This is a genomic window from Microcystis sp. M061S2, assembly GCF_020245605.1.
In the GTDB taxonomy this organism is placed as follows: domain Bacteria; phylum Cyanobacteriota; class Cyanobacteriia; order Cyanobacteriales; family Microcystaceae; genus Microcystis.
In genome coordinates, this window is the sequence record NZ_JADBUP010000122.1 from 1 (window position 1) to 17,189 (window position 17,189).

Consider the following 17,189-nt stretch of genomic DNA (forward strand, 5'->3'; position numbering starts at 1 on the left):
CCGCCACCGCAGCCCTGTTAATTTTTGCGTTAATCTTCTCTGTGGTTTGATTGCTTACTGTCACCAGCCGAAAAAACCCTCCTTGAAGATGGAATGGGCTTTACCCCCCGCTGCTTAACCCGAACTGGGGTTAGTATTACTCTTGCAGTTTCTCCCAGTAGTGTTAATGAAGACGGGACAACCAACTTAGTCTATACCTTCACTCGTAGCGGTTCCACAACAAATGCTTTAACAGTCAATTACACCCTCGGGGGAACAGCTACTCTTAATACCGACTACACTCGTACAGGGACTACCAATACTGTCACCTTTGCTGCTAATTCATCCACTGCTACTATAACTGTTGACCCCACTGCTGATACCACAGTTGAACCCGATGAAACCGTCACCTTAACCCTAGCTTCTGGGACAGGTTATGCAATTGGGACAACCACCCCAGTGACGGGGACAATTACCAATGACGACTTTTCCCAACTATCCATCAATAATATCACCGTTGTGGAAGGTCAAGATAGTAATGCAATTCTTACCGTCACTGTCAACAACCCCAATCCACAACCAATTAGCGTCAACTATACCACTGCACCCATTAACGCTACTGCTAATGTAGATTACACTAGCAAAACTGGAACTCTCACCATTGCTGCTAATACTTCTACTGCTACTATTAGCATCCCCATCCTCAATGATAACCTTAATGAGGCAAACGAAACTTTTGCCATTAACCTCAGTAATCCCGTCAATGCAACTCTTACCAATAACAAGGGAATTGTCACCATCAGCGATACCTTAACCGCTAATGTCACCACTACCCTACTCGCTAATGTGGAAAATCTGACCCTCACTGGTACTACAAATATTAACGGAACTGGTAACACCTTAAATAACATTATCACCGGTAATAGTGGTAACAATATCCTCAATGGTGCAGGCGGAATTGATACTTTGGTAGGTGGTTTAGGAAATGACACCTATCAAATTGATACTACTACCGATACGATTACGGAAAATGCCAACCAAGGTACAGATACTGTTCAATCTTCTGTAACTTACACCCTGGGAAATAACTTAGAAAACCTCACGTTAACTGGGACTACAAATATTAACGGAACCGGTAACACCTTAAATAATGTTATCACTGGTAATAGTGGTAACAATATCCTTAATGGTGCAACAGGAATTGATACCCTCATCGGTGGTTTAGGGAATGATACCTATCAAATTGATACTACTACCGATACGATTACGGAAAATGCTAACCAAGGCACGGATACCGTTCAATCTTCTGTAACTTATACCCTGGGAAATAACCTAGAAAACCTCACCTTAACGGGAACCGCAAATATTAACGGAACTGGTAACACCTTAAATAATATTATCACCGGTAATAGTGGTAACAATATCCTTAATGGTAGTGATGGGAATGATACCTTGATTGGTGGTACTGGTAATGATACCCTAACAGGGGGTGCGGGTGGCGATCAATTCACCTTCAACAACCGCAATGAAGGGATTGACACAATTACTGATTTTCTCTCCAGTCAGGGGGATAAAATTGCTGTCTCTGCTGCGGGTTTTGGCGGTGGTTTAGCCGCAGGAGTTGCGATTACAGCCGCTCAATTTGTGTTAGGAACAACTGCATTAAATGCCAGCAATCGCTTAATTTATAATACAATCACTGGAAGACTATTCTTTGATGGGGACGGGACAGGTACACTAGCAGCCATTCAAATTGCAACTCTTAGTTCTAAACCCACTCTTACCGCCTCTGATATACTTGTATTAGTTTAATCTTAATACAGCTTGTCGGGTGCGTGTTTGCGGTTAAAAAGGTCTGTAAGCGTTTTCAACACCCTAGGAGAGGGGAAAGGGGAATTATGAATTATGAATTGGGGAGAAGGGAGAGAAAAAGCTGATAACTGTTTACTGATCACTGATAACTGCTATTCGTACAAAATCTCATCAAAACAAGCTTCTCCCACACTGGATAAAGTTCTAGCGGCAGCTTTATCGGTTTTCGACTTCTGCACGAGGGCGCGGAATTGCTGTAGATTGTAACGAGCCTGAAATTTTTTAATCGTGCAGTCGCATAGGTCCTTTGCCACATCAGCAGCTAACCCCTCCCCACGCGCTCTTTGTAAACATTCTTGACGATAACTGTCGAAATTCGTGGCAGTATTAGAACTTTGGCTAAGGTAAACGGCATTATTAGCCTGTACTGGAAAGGATAAAGCTAATAAACCGATAAAAGTTAGTAAATATCTTTGATTTACGATCATAATCGCTTTTTTAAGCCTAAAATCCCCCACTAGATTAGAGAACCGCTGCCTAAATTATAGATCGATCACTTGACTCTTGGGTTCCACTCTTGGCAAACTGTCATCTGTTATGCTAGGATAAATACTGCTTGATCGGCGCCATCGCCAAGTGGTAAGGCAGAGGTCTGCAAAACCTTTACCCCCAGTTCGAATCTGGGTGGCGCCTTGGAAAACATCGGCATCTTTCTTTTATTGCCTTGTCTAAATGAAAATTTAACAAGGTTTTACTTGATAGGCTGCCACTAAATAGCGAAAAATATACTCAACTATCTCTAAATAATTCTCGGTAGTTTCTAGAGACTCACCCCACACCGTCACGCCATGGTAAGAAATCAGTAAAGCGGGAATTTCTGGGGGGAAAGTTGACAATCTACTTTCTATTTCTGCGGCAATTTTCGGCACATCGAGATAGTTAGCAAAAACCGGCATAAATACTCGGGGATTTTCTACCCAAATACCTAAACCTTTCAACATTTCTAAGGGAGGTAACGATAACTTGTCCTCGCGAGCAAAACGGGAAACTAAATTCGCTTCCACCGAGTGGACATGATAACAAGCTTGTGCTTGGGGAAAGAGGCAATAAATCACCTGATGAATGCTAGTTTCTGCCGAAGGACGATTATCCCGATGAGCTAATTCTCTGACTTTTCCCGTCAGATCCACGCGCACAAAATCCTCTTCTGTGAGTTTACCTTTACTTTTGCCACTGGCAGTAATCCAAAAACTATGATCATCAACTTTAGCGGATAAATTACCCGCTGTGCCAAGCATCCAACCCAGTTGATAAAATCTTCGGGCAGCTGCCACTAGAGATAGACGAGGATCGCTCATGGTTTTTAGAGATATGGTGGATAGGGACTGACTATTATAACAAGTTGAAGCCAGCAGACGATCCACTCCCCAGCAGATTTGCTGAGGATGTCAGTCAAGATCATCTCGCTCAAAACTAAACCCAAGGTAGAAGAGAGCGAGGAACCGGTGAGCAAAAAGGAAGATTTAACCGTGGCAATGTGTTAGGAATGTGTTAGGTTAAAGATAATTGCAGCTTTGATGAATCGAGGGTTGAGCCGTGAATAACAACTTTTTCCGCAGCTATTCTGTCAATGATTCTGGTTTGGGTTGTTTCTTATCTTTGATTTTAGTCGGATTGTTGTTAGGCTCGATCGGACTGGGTTGGTTAGTCAATGGTTTTTTAATTCTCGTGGCATTCCTAATCATTTCCCCCGTCATTGCTTGGGGAATTTTTCGCTGGTGGTTGCGACGCAATTTAGTTGAAGATAGCTGTCCCGTCTGTAGCTACGAATTTACGGGTTTTAATCGCACGGAATGCCAATGTCCTAACTGTGGTGAACCGTTAAAAGTGGCAGGGGGTAAGTTTATTATTCTCACCCCTCCCGGTACGATCGATGTCCAAGCGATTGAAGTACCTACCGGACAGTTGGAAGATTAGGGTCAAACCATTACCATCTAGGCACGCGCACCAAACTGAAAGCGGGGGATCTGAATTTTAACAATAACAGCAGTCCCAACAGGTGAATTGACCAATGAACGAGAATTAAGCCCCAAATAATTGCAAAAATTAAACTACTAACGGCAAGAGCTTTAAAAATATCATTATCGGTCTTTTGATACCAGAGAAGACTAAGGAAGGAAAGCAGTAGGAGTAGAAGGGGAAAGAGTGGGGAGAACATGGGGATCACCATTGGGTGAGGGGACTGTCTTCACATCCATAGCCTATCATTTTCCCTTGACGGCTACGGGTAGCAGCGGCTACATTCCCCCCTATTTGTCATAAATCTTTAGAATCAAATTAAAAAGTTTACAAGCCAATCTTTTAGTATAAAGGTGGCGCGACAATCATCCTCATTGTAACGCAAAATAGCCGCCAATAAAGTCCGATCTCCTGTTTTTAACCACTGGTCATACCACCAAACGCATTGATCCCCGCTTACTCCTCGATCGCGCCATTGAAAGCCAATCCAGTTAGCGAGGGATTTTAAAGAATAACTTTCCACGGGAAAAGTTACCGAGTTAACTACATGATAGTGCAGATCAAAACAGCGAGAAAATAACTGATTAATCAAAGAAGAAGGAGTTTTATAAAGATAACCTAATCGCTTAATTGTTTCCACTTCGTACTCAGAAAAGTGAAAAATGGGTGCTTGATAATCCTGCATGACTAAGGTTAAAAATTCCTGCCAAATCCTGCCTTCATCTTCTGGCTTTTCTGCCAAAAAGGGATAAAACTGCTGGGTATTAACTCGATAATCAACGCGTAAAATCCCCAAAAGATAATCTAAATTCTGTTCTGGTTCCGCTTCGATGTCAAAATAAAATTCAATCTCGGCCCTCGGTAGGGGGGACAAATAAGCAGTTTTGCCGTTGCTTTTGCGAAAGGCCCGATTTTCAATAATTGCTTGGGCCTGTAATTGTAACTGATTAGCCACCTCTACCCCCATACCCTCCCCCATACGGGTAGGACAGGTAAGCGCCAGGGATTCCATGGTGGAAACCCCCAAAGACTGTAAAAATTGGTAACGACTGGGAGTCACCCCCGGGACTAAAGAAAGATGTTGACTCGCTTGGGCGATACCATAACAGTGACTATACCAATGACATAAACTGCAACGCTGACGCGAGATAAAAACTTCTGGTTCTTGGCGATTAATCACCATTTCGCCGAACTTTTTGATTATTTCCTCTAGTTTAGTTAACCAGAGATTCAATTCCACCCGATAGCGATTATGACGACGTAGGACAATTTCCGCGTAATTGGGAAAAACTCCCTGCATACTGGCCAATAAATAGGCGTAAAAAGTAGCCAGCATTTTATATTCAGGCTTAGGACGGCGACCGAGTTGAATATTGAGGGGATAATAAATCCAATCGCCAAATTTCGACTTTCCTGCCTGTTTAATTAATAAATGGGGGGAACCGGTTAAAGAGACGGGATAGCCGGATTGTAACAGGACTCCGTGATAAATACAGGATACCCCCTGACGCATCAAAGCTTCCGTTTCCCTAGCGGCGGCTAAAATATCGCCGGTGGGGGTAGTCAGGGAATAATAATCGGGATAGGAGTCTTGCAGGACTTTTTTAACGTGAATTTGACTCTCCTGGCGCAATTTAAGCAAAAAATCTCGCTCAGGGTCTTTTTCTTGGCTATTGCCGTAGAGATTTAAAAACCCACGGCGTTGACAACGTTGGTAGTCTAGAAGTAGATCATCGGTCAGTAGCATTCTATACAAGGAGAAAAGTTAAGCTTTCCTGGACCAGTGAGGTAAAGTAAAAAATAATAAATTAAAAAAAGGAAACATTCCCAAGTGTGTTTCCTCTACTTTAATACTATTGTGACAATTGCGACTTAATGCGTCGATAGGATTCAGCCGTCGGTCGTTGGGAGTCAGGAAGTGGGGAAATGGGGAATTCAACTAAAACCCGAAAACCCGAAAACCCAACACCTTCTAACTGATAACTGATAACTGATAACTGATAACTGATAACTGACCCCCCCATCTCCTCGCTTATGCAGAATTTAGACGAAAATAGCCTCGATTTCGCCGTTAGTAAACCGGATTTAGCCGAACAAAGACAGGAATTTCGGGGACTTAGCAATAAAGTTTATTTTAATTTCGGTGGTCAGGGAACCTTGCCCAAGGCCGGATTAGAAGCGATTATCGATGCCCATAATTTTCTCCAACAAAAGGGGCCTTTTTCAGGACGGGTAAACGATTGGATTACCAAAAAAACGGAACTTCTCAGGCAAGAAATGGCTCAGGAGTTGGGAATTAGCCCCAGCACTCTCTCTATCACCGAGGATGTCACTGTAGGCTGTAATATCGCCCTCTGGGGGGTTGATTGGCAAGCGGGGGAACATATTTTACTAACCGATTGTGAACACCCCGGAATTATCGCCACGGTTCGGGAAATTGCCCGTCGTTATCATCTGGAAATCTCCACTTGTCCTATTCGGGAAACTTTAAACGGCGGCAACCCGATAGAAGTGATTTCCGCTCATTTACGGCCAAAAACTAGGGTTTTGGTGGTCAGTCATGTTCTCTGGAATACTGGACAGGTTTTACCCCTCAAGGAAATCTCGCAACTTTGTCATGATAATTCTGTCACCGAAAAACCCGTTTTAGTGGTGGTGGATGCTGCCCAATCCGTGGGTTGTTTGCCCTTGGATTTAAGCACTACCGGCGCCGATTGTTATGCTTTTACGGGTCATAAATGGTGGTGTGGACCGGCCGGTGTGGGGGGATTGTATATTCGTCCCGAAATTTTTCCCAGTTTACAGCCCACTTTTATCGGTTGGCGAGGTATTGAAACAGATAACCGAGGACAGCCTATCGGTTGGAAACCCGATGCTAGACGCTTTGAAGTGGCCACTTCTGCCTATCCTCAATTTGAGGGTTTAAGGGCAACTATTGCGGTACATAACGCCTGGGGTGATGGGGGACAAAGATACGAAAAAATCTGTCAATTAGCGGCTTATCTCTGGGGAGAATTAAACACAATTAAAGGGGTGAAATGTTTAAAAAATTCTCCGCCAGAATCTGGTTTAGTTTCCTTTCAAATTGACTCGGCCATCACCCCACAAAATTTAGTGCAACAGCTAGAAAAACAAGGGTTTTTACTGCGAACTCTCCTCGACCCCCTCTGTGTGCGTGCCTGTGTCCATTATTTCACTTTGCCCTCAGAAATCGAGCAGTTAGTAGCAGCTATCAAAAAGTTAGTTTAAACCGCGTCGGGGATATTTTTATCCCTCGGCCATTAAGCGCAATAATTCGTCAGTAGATAACTTACCGCTTGCGTCGGTCCCCTCCAATAAACTATCGGCGAGATCGCGTTTATGATGGTGCAGATCGACGATTTTTTCCTCGATCGTATCCTTGGCCACTAAGCGATAAATCGTCACCGGACGTTTTTGGCCGATGCGGTGAGCGCGATCGGAGGCCTGATCCTCCACTGCGGGATTCCACCAGGGATCAAGATGGATAACATAATCGGCCGCGGTGAGATTTAATCCTGTCCCCCCGGCTTTTAAACTAATTAAAAACACGTCCCCTTCCCCCGCTTGAAACGCTTTCACCTGTTTCTGCCGATCGCTGGCTGGGGTACTACCATCGAGGTATTGATATTTTATCTGCCGTTGCTCGAGATAACTGCGGACAATCGCTAAATGATCGACAAATTGACTAAATACCAACGCTTTATGCTGATTATCCAATAAATCATCCAGAATTTCCCCGAAACGGGACAATTTCGAGCCGGCTAAATCCAAATCTGGAGCCACTAACTGCGGGTGACAGCAGGCCCGGCGTAATTTCATGATCTCTGCCAGTACCTGGAGATGTTTTGCCCCGGCGGTACTGTCACTCTCGCTTAATTTCTCCAAAGCGCGCCGCCGTAAGGCCTCGTAAAACGCCTTCTCCTCGACGCTTAACTCGATCGGGACTAAAATCTCGGTACGGGGCGGTAATTCCGCCAGAACTTGGTTTTTGGTGCGCCGGAGAAGGAAAGGCCGCACCAGTTTTTTTAACTGTTCGCGAGCGGTTTTATCGCCGTATTTTTCGATCGGGGTGGCGAAACGGCGATCAAAACTTTCCAAGGATCCCAACAATCCGGGGTTAATAAAACGGAAAAGATTCCATAATTCCCCTAAATGATTCTCGATCGGTGTTCCTGTGGTGATTAGTTTAAAATCCCCCCGCAGATTCATCGCCGCTTTCGATCGCTTGGTGGAGAAATTCTTAATCGCTTGGGCCTCATCGAGAACGATTGTCCGCCATTCCACCCCGGCCAACATGGTGGCCACTTCTTCCTGCTGTAATAACCCATAGCTACAGACCAACAGATCAAAAGGTTGCAGTCGATCGAGTAGTGCTTGCCGATCGCCTGTTCCCAATTGGATGATATTTAAGGTAGGTGCGAACCTTTCCGCCTCACTAATCCAGTTCAAACATACTGAAGTAGGAGCGATCGCTAAAGTCGGTCCCTCCGAGGCGCGGGTAAGGATCACTGCCAGGGCCTGTAAAGTTTTCCCTAATCCCATATCATCGGCCAAACAGGCCCCGGCCCCCCACTGGGCCAGCCTAGCTAACCAGCGAAAGCCTTCCAATTGATAGTCTCGCAATTCTGCCTGTAGAGTTGAGGGGACTTCCGGGGTAAAATCCTGACTCTCCTGAAAGCGTTGTAAATTATCGCGCCAACGTTTATCGGCCTTGAGTTGTCCCACTTCCTCGGTGAGTTCCGAGAGCATCGGGGCAGCGAAGGGATGAAACCGCAAACCGTCCCCGGACTTTTCCGAGAAAGCACGCATTTCCTGTAACCGTTCCCGAAATGCCTCTGTTAATGCGAGAAATTGACCATCTCCGAGGGGAATAAACCGCCCCGGCGATCCCTCTAGCAATTTCATCAACTCCTGCATACTCAGCACCGATTTCTCCTCTAGGTGCAGTTCCCCACTGACGGCAAACCAATCCCGTTGACTGTGGATATTTAGGTGTAGGTCCTGTAATCGAAGCTGACGCGACACCCGCCATTTTTCCCCTTCCGGCCATTCCACGAGGACACTATCGCTTAATTCCCGCAATTCCAGCAGTAGATCTAGACAATCCTCTGGATTTTCTAGCCGCCATTCCCCGTTTTCTTCCTCGAAACTGATCAGGATCGGACAAGAATCGATCGCTGTTTGGGCCAGTTTTTTCTCCAGGGCCAAATCCCTAGTTGTTTGCAGCCGTTCCCCCTCGATCTCGGCGATCACTGTTTCTCCCCCTTTTCCAGGCCGGAAATAGGGACCGGCTGCCCCAAAAGGACGACTGAGAACCGCCACTTTTAAACCCTCTCCGGCCAGTAAGAGATGAATCCGGGGTTGACTATCGGCTGCCACTGACCGGGCTGCTTTTCCTCCGCCGATATCGGAATGTACTGTCACCATCCCGGAGAGGGAATTGATCGCGGCCAGCACTTTTTCCCGGCCCTTGTCGGGGACTTCTAGGCGGTTGCTTTTGCCGATAATGTCGGCGATGCTTCGGTGTTCTGGCTTGACTTCGATTACCTTAACGCGAGTGGGGGTTTCTTTCCAAATCAGCACTTCTTGGTGATCGCTGAGATCGGGCAGTAAAGAGAGGATTAATTTACCCGATTTTTCCTTACTTACTCGCAATTCCGGTTCCCCGGCGACGATTTCTACCCGCGTTCTGGGGGAATCTTCCCAAAACACCAGGGGATGACCGATCAGTTCGATAATGGCCCGGTACTCAAAGTGATACTCGTTCTGGCCATAGTAACTGGATTCCACGAAGATATGGGCGCAAATTTTCAGGTCTTGCGGGGTTAAATAGTCAATTTCCCCGGTTTTTCGCAGACGTTTAAGGGAGACGGGACGGCCACGACTCCAATTACCCCGCGCGTCGAGTTTCTGTTCTTTTGGTTGCAGGAAATAATCCTCGGAATGGATAGAGAGAAACCAAGCAAGGCGGACGACGGGGTTAGATTTACCCGGGGTTGGTGTTGGCGCGCACAGATTAGTCAAGGCATTCAGGCACAGTTGCCAAGCTTCTTGGGGTTCGATCGCATCCACCAGGGGGGAAGGGAGATGCCAGTTTATAACCACCTCCGCTTCCGGCGCTCGATCGAGTCGGGACAGTAGGGCCCCGGTTTCCAGGGCTAACCAATGGTAGCCAGCCGCCTTGGCATCTTTGTAGAGGGGCAAGAGTAGGCGGGGCAGATGTTTTTTAGCGATGTCGCTACTCATCCAGTAGAGACAGATACTATAGAGAAGAGTCTCTAGACCCTGGCCCATTTGGTAGGGATTGATCGTCGCGTCGATGATTGCGTCTTTGGCCTGCATATCTCCCTGACGGGCAGCGATGATTTTTTCCAGACGGGCATAGATAGGACTGAAAGGATGATCGTTTTGACGCGTCACCCAATTGGTATAGCTGGCGGCTTCGGCGAGACGTTCGGGGGTTCCTTCTTTGAGGAGGGCGAAAATAAAGGAGAAGCCGCTAATTGAAGAAAAATAGATTTTTTGTTTTCCTTTAGCTTTTTTTAGGGCTTTAAGGGCGAAGGTATATTCTTGGATCGCTTTGCTGTTTTCCCCGCCTAGAAAGGCAATCCAACCCCGTATCGCCCCGATTTCTGCTGCTTGGCTTTCCGGGAAGGGGCGATCGAGATACCGACGCACTTTATCGCTTTGTCCTCGGATGATCGCCTGTTCAAGCCACAAATGGGCTTCGGAAACACTGGTCTGGTCTTGACAGAGTTCTTCTAGGAGGGAAAAAGCTCCATCGGCGCGAGTTATTTTTTCAAAAGCCTTGACAAGAATGCTATTTAGTGCTAGGGCTTGAAATTTGGTCGGTTGCGTCCGTAACCAATCCCCATCGAAGGGGTTATCGTAGATGAGAGCCAGAAGGTCTTCTAGGCTGGTTTTTGAGGAAGAATAGCTGGTTTTCTGATAATCGGCGATTTGTTGTTCGATCGAGTCGAAATCCTGACTATAGATGGCCAGACGGATTTCTCGGATTAATTGCTCTTTTCCCTGAAAAACTAGGCTTTCATCCCAACGAGTCCGGGGTTGCGCCAGTTTTGCCTTGATAATCTCGGCAAAACGCTTGAATTCTCCTTTACTAACGCTATCACGGCTGGCAATCTCGACGAGGAGGGGATGACAGCGCGGCCCGTAGCCTTTGTCCTGGGTAATCACTTCCGCTTCTAGGAGGATATCTAAATGGGATTTCAGGGTTTGGCCGTTAAATCGCCGGTTGTTCTCGTCGCGGTAATGGGATTGATTTAAACAGTCTAGAAAAGTGCTGCGGGCGATCGGTTCATAGATTAGGGAAAAAAGACGGACGATCACCTGATCGAGTGCCGATAATTGTTGGTAGCGTTCGATGAGTTGGCGGCGGATTTGCTCGATATCTTTCATATTCGGTTATATTCGCTGATAATCCTAATCTTTTTGCGGGGATATGCCTGCAATTTATGGGCGGGTTTCCAGAAAAGGTTCGATATCGATCGGGAACCAATCCCCGTCTAATACCTGTTCGAGAGTGAATATAGACTCTAGGGGAATCGCATTTTTATCGACGATTCTGGCGTTAATCAGGGATTTTCTAGCGGTTAAATAGGCTTTTTCCCAAGAATCGCGGGCATGGTTGACGAGGGTGGCACTATCTATTTTTTGTTCTAATTGCGATCGGAAAGCCGCGATCTCCACTATCCAGTGACGGGCATTCCGTTCTTTTTCCGATTCCCAATAGGATAGTTTTAGCAAGTGTTCAATTAAAACGGTTAATAAACTCGTTATTGCCTGTCTCTCGCTTTTTCCCATGCACTCCACTTCCTCGATCAGGTTTTCCCAGTCCACCAGGTCAAACTCTTTTCGCTTTAACAGTTCGGCGGTTTTTTCCGTCCAGAGAACAAAATCTTCCTCGTAGAGAGCGGTCATAATAGATTTATCTTCCCGACCGGGAGCGCAGGGTAATGGCTCGATTATAACGCTCGATCGCTATCGTTCGATCAGCTTCTAGTCCGGGGAATTTTTGCCAAGTTAGAGATTTATCCTCTAGCACAAGTTGTTCTTTTTGTCAAAAAAACTTTTTCTTTTTAACAAAAGTACACAAACATTTTGATCAACACTCTGGGGTAAAAAGGGGAGAAAGACAGAAGGTTACTAATAGTCTTTAAGTAGGCAGTGGAGATTTAGAGAGGGTTTCCAGGATGGCTCAACAGCTAAAAATACAAAAAGCACAGAAAAACCCATCGTTGCATACAGTAAAATTATACCAGAATCGCTGTAAGTATTGCCATCTCGTGAATAAATAAAAATGATTCTCAATTAATTCTTAAGAAAAAGTAAATATTGCGAAATGTAAATTGAAATCTTCTCAAGTATTAATGGTTTATTGATAAAAAATGCTTATATAAGCTAGACTGCATTGAAACCGCATCTTGAAAATTTTAGTACAAAGGCTCTGCTATCCCTTCTCCCCACTTCCCTTTAGCCAGTGCCTTCAGCCTAGAATTTAGGTGAGAAGATCGGTTGTTAGACAATCTCTCAATTTTTCAGATAAAATACGAACACTTGGTTCCGAAAAAATATGGCTATGCGCCCCATGAATATCATAAATTTCTAGTCCTTCGTCAGCAACGCCTTCCCATCCATTGGTTAGATCAAAAGCATTTATACCTGTATGTTTGGCTCTGAAAAGGGTGATTTTGCCCGGGTAAGATTGCGGTAGATAAAGTCGAGGGGGCGAAGCTTCTAGGGGCTTTGTTTCTGGTGTTTTTTCTGATGGCTGAACAGGAAAAGAAGTTCTTTGAATAATTTTTTGAACAGATAAACTTTTAAGTTTTTCGAGGAGATAAGAAACCCTCTCTTGAGGTTCAAATAATAAAAAGTTACCCCAATAAATTTGAGAATATCGGATCAATTCTGACATCAATTTTTGAAAACGAGAGCCTTTTTTCCAGTGGGGTGGCAGCTTAAGATGGGGATGTAGGGTATCAAATAAAATTAATTTGGCAACGGTCTGACCTTGTGCTTGCAGTTGTTTAGCCATTTCAAAGGCCACGTTTCCGCCATTAGAAACCCCCAATAATATATAAGGTCCTTGAGGGTAAAAAGCTTGCATTTCTTCAATGTAGTGAGCGGCCAAATTCTCGATGGGGGGTAACTTGTCTTCTTTTTCCTTCCCTTTTCTGGCAGCCAATCCATAATTTAAGCCATAAATAGGTTGTCTCAACCCTAAATAATTGGCCAAGGGACGGTAAAAACTTAAACCCTCCCCCAGAAGATGAATAGCAAACAGAGGAATTTTATCCCCCAATGGTTGAATAGGAACTAAAGAATACCAAGAGGATGACCATTCCCCTCTGGATAAAATCTTAGCTAATTTTTCGACAGTTGGGGCTTGATATAAAACAACGATAGATAATTCTTTCGAGCAAATTTTTTCAATTTCAGCCACAAGTTTGACCGCTAAGATAGAATCTCCCCCTAAGTCAAAGAAGTTATCATAAATACCAACTTCCTTAAGTCCTAAAATCTTTTTCCAAATCTGGGTCAATTGCCCTTCTAATTGATTACGAGGCGCTCGATAGGTTTGTTCTAGTGTTTGTTGAATCAGAGCATCAACCCATTTAATCGTAGCCGTAAATTCCCCCGTTTCTAGACGCTGTTTTAGGGATAGTCGTTGAATTTTTCCGGTGGATGTTCTGGGAATAGCGGATTTTTGCAGGGGAATAAGATATTTAGGGTTGATTCCTAGGGTTTGTGTCAGTTTTCCTCGGATATTTTTAGCCAAATTACCTAAGTCGCTTTCTTTGGTAATCGATGTATTAAAGAAGATCCCCAATTGCTCCGTTTCACTGTCGGCCTGTCCACAGCTAGAAGCCACTGTATAAAAGGGTTGAACTCCCTCTACTTCCTCGACAACGGCTTCAATCTCCTGACAGGAATAATTCTTGCCATTGACGATAATGATTTCTTTTTCCCGTCCAGTCACCGTCAAATAACCATCGTTGAGAAATCCCAAGTCTCCCGTATTAAACCAGCCATCTTCGCTAAAAAGAGTCCGATTCAGGCTGGGATTATCGTAATATCCCCGAGCTATTCCGGCACTCCAAATCTGGATAGAACCGATGTCCCCCTCGGCAAGTAAATTATTCTCTCCATCAACAATGCGAAGGCCACAACCGGGTAAAGGCTGGCCAATCTGCACAAATTGTTGACTATGGGAGTTGTACCCCATGGCCGTCCATTTACGGGTACTAGCTACTACCCCTGTTTCCGAAAGACCATAGGCTAAGCTGAGAACATCTGCCGGCAATGCCAAGGGCTGTAGGGTTTCTAGAAAAGAACGACAGGTTTGCGGGACAATTTTCTCGGCACCGAGTCCAATAGTTTGCAGTGAGGATAAATCCCAGGGCTTTTGAGCAATAGCTTTAACTTCCTCTATAATCCTTGTCATCGCAAAGTTGGTTAATACCGTTGTCTTGACTCTATACTGGTCAACCGTCTCTATCCAACGTAGGGGATTTCCGAAAAAGCTGGCCGGGGGAAGATAAAGGGTTTGACCCAATTTGGGCCTAATTATGCCCATTCCCGAGGCATTATCGCAAGGAATCCAAGTTAAAAAACAGCTAGATTCATCATCATGTTCATTTTCGCCGAGAAATTGCCTGATAACGGTTAAAGCATCAAAGGAGACCAATTTGGGATTACCAGTTGTTCCAGATGTAGTCAGCAACAGAGCTAAGTCTTCCGGTTGGTGGGTGTGAAAATTCTCCCTAGGGGCAAAGTTCTCGGCCTTTTCAAGGGTTAAAATCCTGGCATCAATAGGCTGACTGCGGGTTTTCATCGATGCTGCCAGTTCTTTTGTCGTTAAAATGACAGGATTAGCTAAAGTTTGCCAAACTTGCTCAAGTTTATTGGCAGCAGGGGTGGTTTCAGGACGATGAAAAGACACAGCAACGGGGACGGGGACAAAACCCCCTAAAAAGCAACTCCAAACCGCTGCTACAAACTCATGGCACTGTTCAATCTGGATAATGACAAAATCCCCGGGAGACAAACCTTGAGCTTGTAAATAACCGAGTAAAATGGTAGACCTTTGCCAAATTTCGCCGTAAGTCCGGTTTATTGGCGACTTTCCAGTTAAATAAACTAGATAACCCTGAGATGTCTTTTCTAGCTGCTGTTTTAAGATTGCCGCTAAACTAGATACTACCTCCAATTTACCGGTTATTGGTTGACCATAAGCGATCGCTGGTTTTTTGTCTTCCCCATTCCCTTCTGAAAAAGAGTCTAACCCTAAATTGCTCTGAAATTGTGGTTCTATTTGCCTAAAATGATCTAAACATTGGATATGCCTGGCAATAACTTCTTTAACCGTTAGAAATCGGGCCGTTTTTCCCTCTAGTTGATACTGAAAAGAGCCATTGCGGTGCCACTCTAGAGCGGGAGTATCGAAACCGATCCCTAACCGAGCGGCATCTTGGGCAATTTGAGCGACATTGCTTTGCAATTCCTGCCATAAATCCCGACCTAAATCAGTAAATTGGGCATATTTTCGCAATTGTTCCAGGCCAATTTGCAATTGGAGCAGGTTGGTCATTAGTTGACTTTTGGCAAAGTCCAGCTTTTCCCCCTCCGGATTACTGCGATAAAAATTTAACCAAAACCGAGTAACGGGTGTATAAACATAGACAGCATGAAAAATTCCTCTTAAAGGTCGTAAATCCTGTCGCCAAGGGGAATAATAAAGACTATTGGCCTGATTTTCCTCAAGGGAATTGCACAGGAGAGGGTTATTTTGTTCTATTAAAAATAGGCGATTATGGTGGAATTCATGAATAAAATTATCCGCCAAGCGGTAGGGATTATCGATAACACTACAAATTAATGCCCCCGGAAAGTCGGAACTACTTAAGTTGGTAAAGGTTCCTTCTTCTAGGGGTTTTAGGGCTATTACCTCCATAAAATAGTGTAATTGCCCAAAGGTTTGCGGATGATACTGCTCAATCAATGCTAATCCATCTCGCACCAGATTAATATATTTTTCTTGATAAGCCATTCCCGTTTTAACCACTGCTTGACCATCGGGAAAGGCTGGGGAATTGAAACAATAGGGCTGAAAGCGGAATTCTCCACCTTGAAGGTATAGGGTAGGGCATTGTCCAACTTTGAGATTTCCCCCTTTTAAAAGGGCATTGGCCGTTAATTCTAAGTATTCTCGCTGATTTTCACCGCCAACGTCTAATTTATTCCCCTCGATCCCATAAATTTCTACCTCCCCAGTCCCTTCCAAATAAAAAGATGTCCCCGGAATGGCTAGGGGCAAACGGCCATAAAAAGGGATTTTGAAATTATAGCTCCGTCCGGAAAGAAGGGCATGAGCGATCGCAAATAGCTTGAATTGATTGAGATGAGCGATTAATGCTTTCAGGGGCGTTTTTTGCTTAATTTCGCCACAATATTGCCGAGTAACCGAGGGTAAGGGTTTTTTGGTGAGGGCTGCTTTGACTAAATCAAAAGCCAATTGACACCAATGATAGGCGGCGGGATCTGACCAAATCCACAGGAAAAAATCGGCTTGATAGTTGCTTATCTGAGCAAAAGTTTCTAAAAATTCGCCTATTTCTCCCCTATGATCCTCAGATTCGAGTAAAGCACGATGGCGTTCAATAACTTTTTGTAAAGCGATCAGGGTATGGATATTTTGTTGTCGATAATTATCAAAAAGAGTTGTATCCGTCCAAAAAAAGGCGGCTGGCTGTAATTGAGAGCCGTTTTTAGTTTCGTGAGTTTCTAGGTCTATATTAGTTGACATAACTCGCTCAAAAGACTTTTTAAACGACTTGAACCGGGTTAAATTTTGGGTAATAAATTCCGATTTAAACCAGAAGACTAGACCAAAATCAATCTTTTTAGTCTAGTCCCTGCCAATCTTTATGCCCCAACAAATTCTCCACCATTCCCGCGAGCGATAAAGCGAACTGAGGGTTGACTGTGGGGATTTTGTCCTTCTAGACTCGCCATCAGTTGGTTGACCTGTTGCTGTTGGTTAAGGCTGAGTTGACTGTAATTTAAGGTTTTCATGGTGAATTTCCTCAATGTTTTAATCGATGCAGTTGATCCTAATCTTCTTGTCCAAAAATGTCAAGTTTAATTACAGCAGTTATTGGAATGGTTGAGAAGTTGCAAATTCTCCACCATTCCCACGAGCGATAAAGCGAACTGAGGTTTGACTGTGGGGATTTTGTCCTTCTAGAGTCGCCATCAGTTGGTTGACTTCTTGCTGTTGGTTAAGGCTGAGTTGACTGTAATTTAAGGTTTTCATGGTGAATTTCCTCAATGTTTTA

At 44.6% G+C, this 17,189-nt stretch carries 11 protein-coding genes, 1 tRNA gene and 2 pseudogenes; 5 read left to right on the forward strand and 9 right to left on the reverse strand.

Features of this window, described 5'->3' with window-relative positions; all coding sequences use genetic code 11:
• Positions 1-118 (forward strand): annotated as a pseudogene (locus IM475_RS23045) (IS982 family transposase); the annotation flags it as partial.
• Between the two features lie 14 nt (positions 119-132).
• Positions 133-1,791: pseudogene (locus IM475_RS19215) on the forward strand (beta strand repeat-containing protein); the annotation flags it as partial.
• A gap of 152 nt (positions 1,792-1,943) precedes the next feature.
• Here the strand turns inward: IM475_RS19215 and IM475_RS19220 are convergent.
• On the reverse strand, positions 1,944-2,279 hold the full coding sequence (locus tag IM475_RS19220) for a hypothetical protein (protein ID WP_287728762.1): 336 nt from the start codon (positions 2,277-2,279) through the stop codon (positions 1,944-1,946).
• A 134-nt stretch (positions 2,280-2,413) separates the two neighbouring features.
• Between IM475_RS19220 and IM475_RS19225 the strand changes: the two genes are divergently transcribed.
• Positions 2,414-2,484: transfer RNA gene (locus tag IM475_RS19225), tRNA-Cys, on the forward strand.
• A 47-nt stretch (positions 2,485-2,531) separates the two neighbouring features.
• On the opposite strand, the gene mtnB is transcribed toward IM475_RS19225, so the two are convergent.
• Entirely contained in the window at positions 2,532-3,149 is a 618-nt protein-coding gene (gene mtnB / locus IM475_RS19230) for a methylthioribulose 1-phosphate dehydratase (RefSeq protein ID WP_287728763.1), read from the reverse strand.
• A gap of 238 nt (positions 3,150-3,387) precedes the next feature.
• On the opposite strand from mtnB, the gene IM475_RS19235 reads away from it, so the two are divergent.
• The gene (locus IM475_RS19235) at positions 3,388-3,768 is read left to right on the forward strand and encodes a hypothetical protein (protein WP_002760482.1); all 381 of its coding nucleotides are present in this window, start codon (positions 3,388-3,390) and stop codon (positions 3,766-3,768) included.
• Between the two features lie 10 nt (positions 3,769-3,778).
• Here IM475_RS19235 and IM475_RS23050 read toward each other — a convergent pair whose 3' ends face one another.
• Together IM475_RS23050 and IM475_RS19240 are read right to left on the reverse strand one after the other, a co-directional pair.
• The gene (locus IM475_RS23050; RefSeq protein ID WP_045357690.1) at positions 3,779-4,021 is read right to left on the reverse strand and encodes a hypothetical protein; all 243 of its coding nucleotides are present in this window, start codon (positions 4,019-4,021) and stop codon (positions 3,779-3,781) included.
• 102 nt (positions 4,022-4,123) lie between these two features.
• Complete coding sequence (locus tag IM475_RS19240) at positions 4,124-5,557, reverse strand: TM0106 family RecB-like putative nuclease (RefSeq protein WP_287728765.1); 1,434 nt, start codon at positions 5,555-5,557, stop codon at positions 4,124-4,126.
• 287 nt (positions 5,558-5,844) lie between these two features.
• Between IM475_RS19240 and IM475_RS19245 the strand changes: the two genes are divergently transcribed.
• The gene (locus tag IM475_RS19245; protein WP_287728766.1) at positions 5,845-7,059 is read left to right on the forward strand and encodes an aminotransferase class V-fold PLP-dependent enzyme; all 1,215 of its coding nucleotides are present in this window, start codon (positions 5,845-5,847) and stop codon (positions 7,057-7,059) included.
• An 18-nt stretch (positions 7,060-7,077) separates the two neighbouring features.
• Here the strand turns inward: IM475_RS19245 and IM475_RS19250 are convergent, their stop codons facing one another.
• The 5 genes from IM475_RS19250 to IM475_RS19270 all read right to left on the reverse strand — a co-directional run.
• The gene (locus tag IM475_RS19250) at positions 7,078-11,250 is read right to left on the reverse strand and encodes a DEAD/DEAH box helicase (protein WP_287728767.1); all 4,173 of its coding nucleotides are present in this window, start codon (positions 11,248-11,250) and stop codon (positions 7,078-7,080) included.
• A gap of 54 nt (positions 11,251-11,304) precedes the next feature.
• Positions 11,305-11,775, reverse strand: coding sequence for a DUF29 domain-containing protein (locus IM475_RS19255; protein ID WP_002754638.1), 471 nt, complete (start codon positions 11,773-11,775; stop codon positions 11,305-11,307).
• Positions 11,776-12,349: 574 nt separating this feature from the next.
• Entirely contained in the window at positions 12,350-16,657 is a 4,308-nt protein-coding gene (locus IM475_RS19260; RefSeq protein WP_287728768.1) for an AMP-binding protein, read from the reverse strand.
• Between the two features lie 119 nt (positions 16,658-16,776).
• The gene (locus tag IM475_RS19265; protein WP_287728769.1) at positions 16,777-16,926 is read right to left on the reverse strand and encodes a hypothetical protein; all 150 of its coding nucleotides are present in this window, start codon (positions 16,924-16,926) and stop codon (positions 16,777-16,779) included.
• Positions 16,927-17,005: 79 nt separating this feature from the next.
• Positions 17,006-17,189: hypothetical protein (locus tag IM475_RS19270; RefSeq protein WP_287728770.1), on the reverse strand; the 184-nt coding region annotated here is incomplete at its 5' end.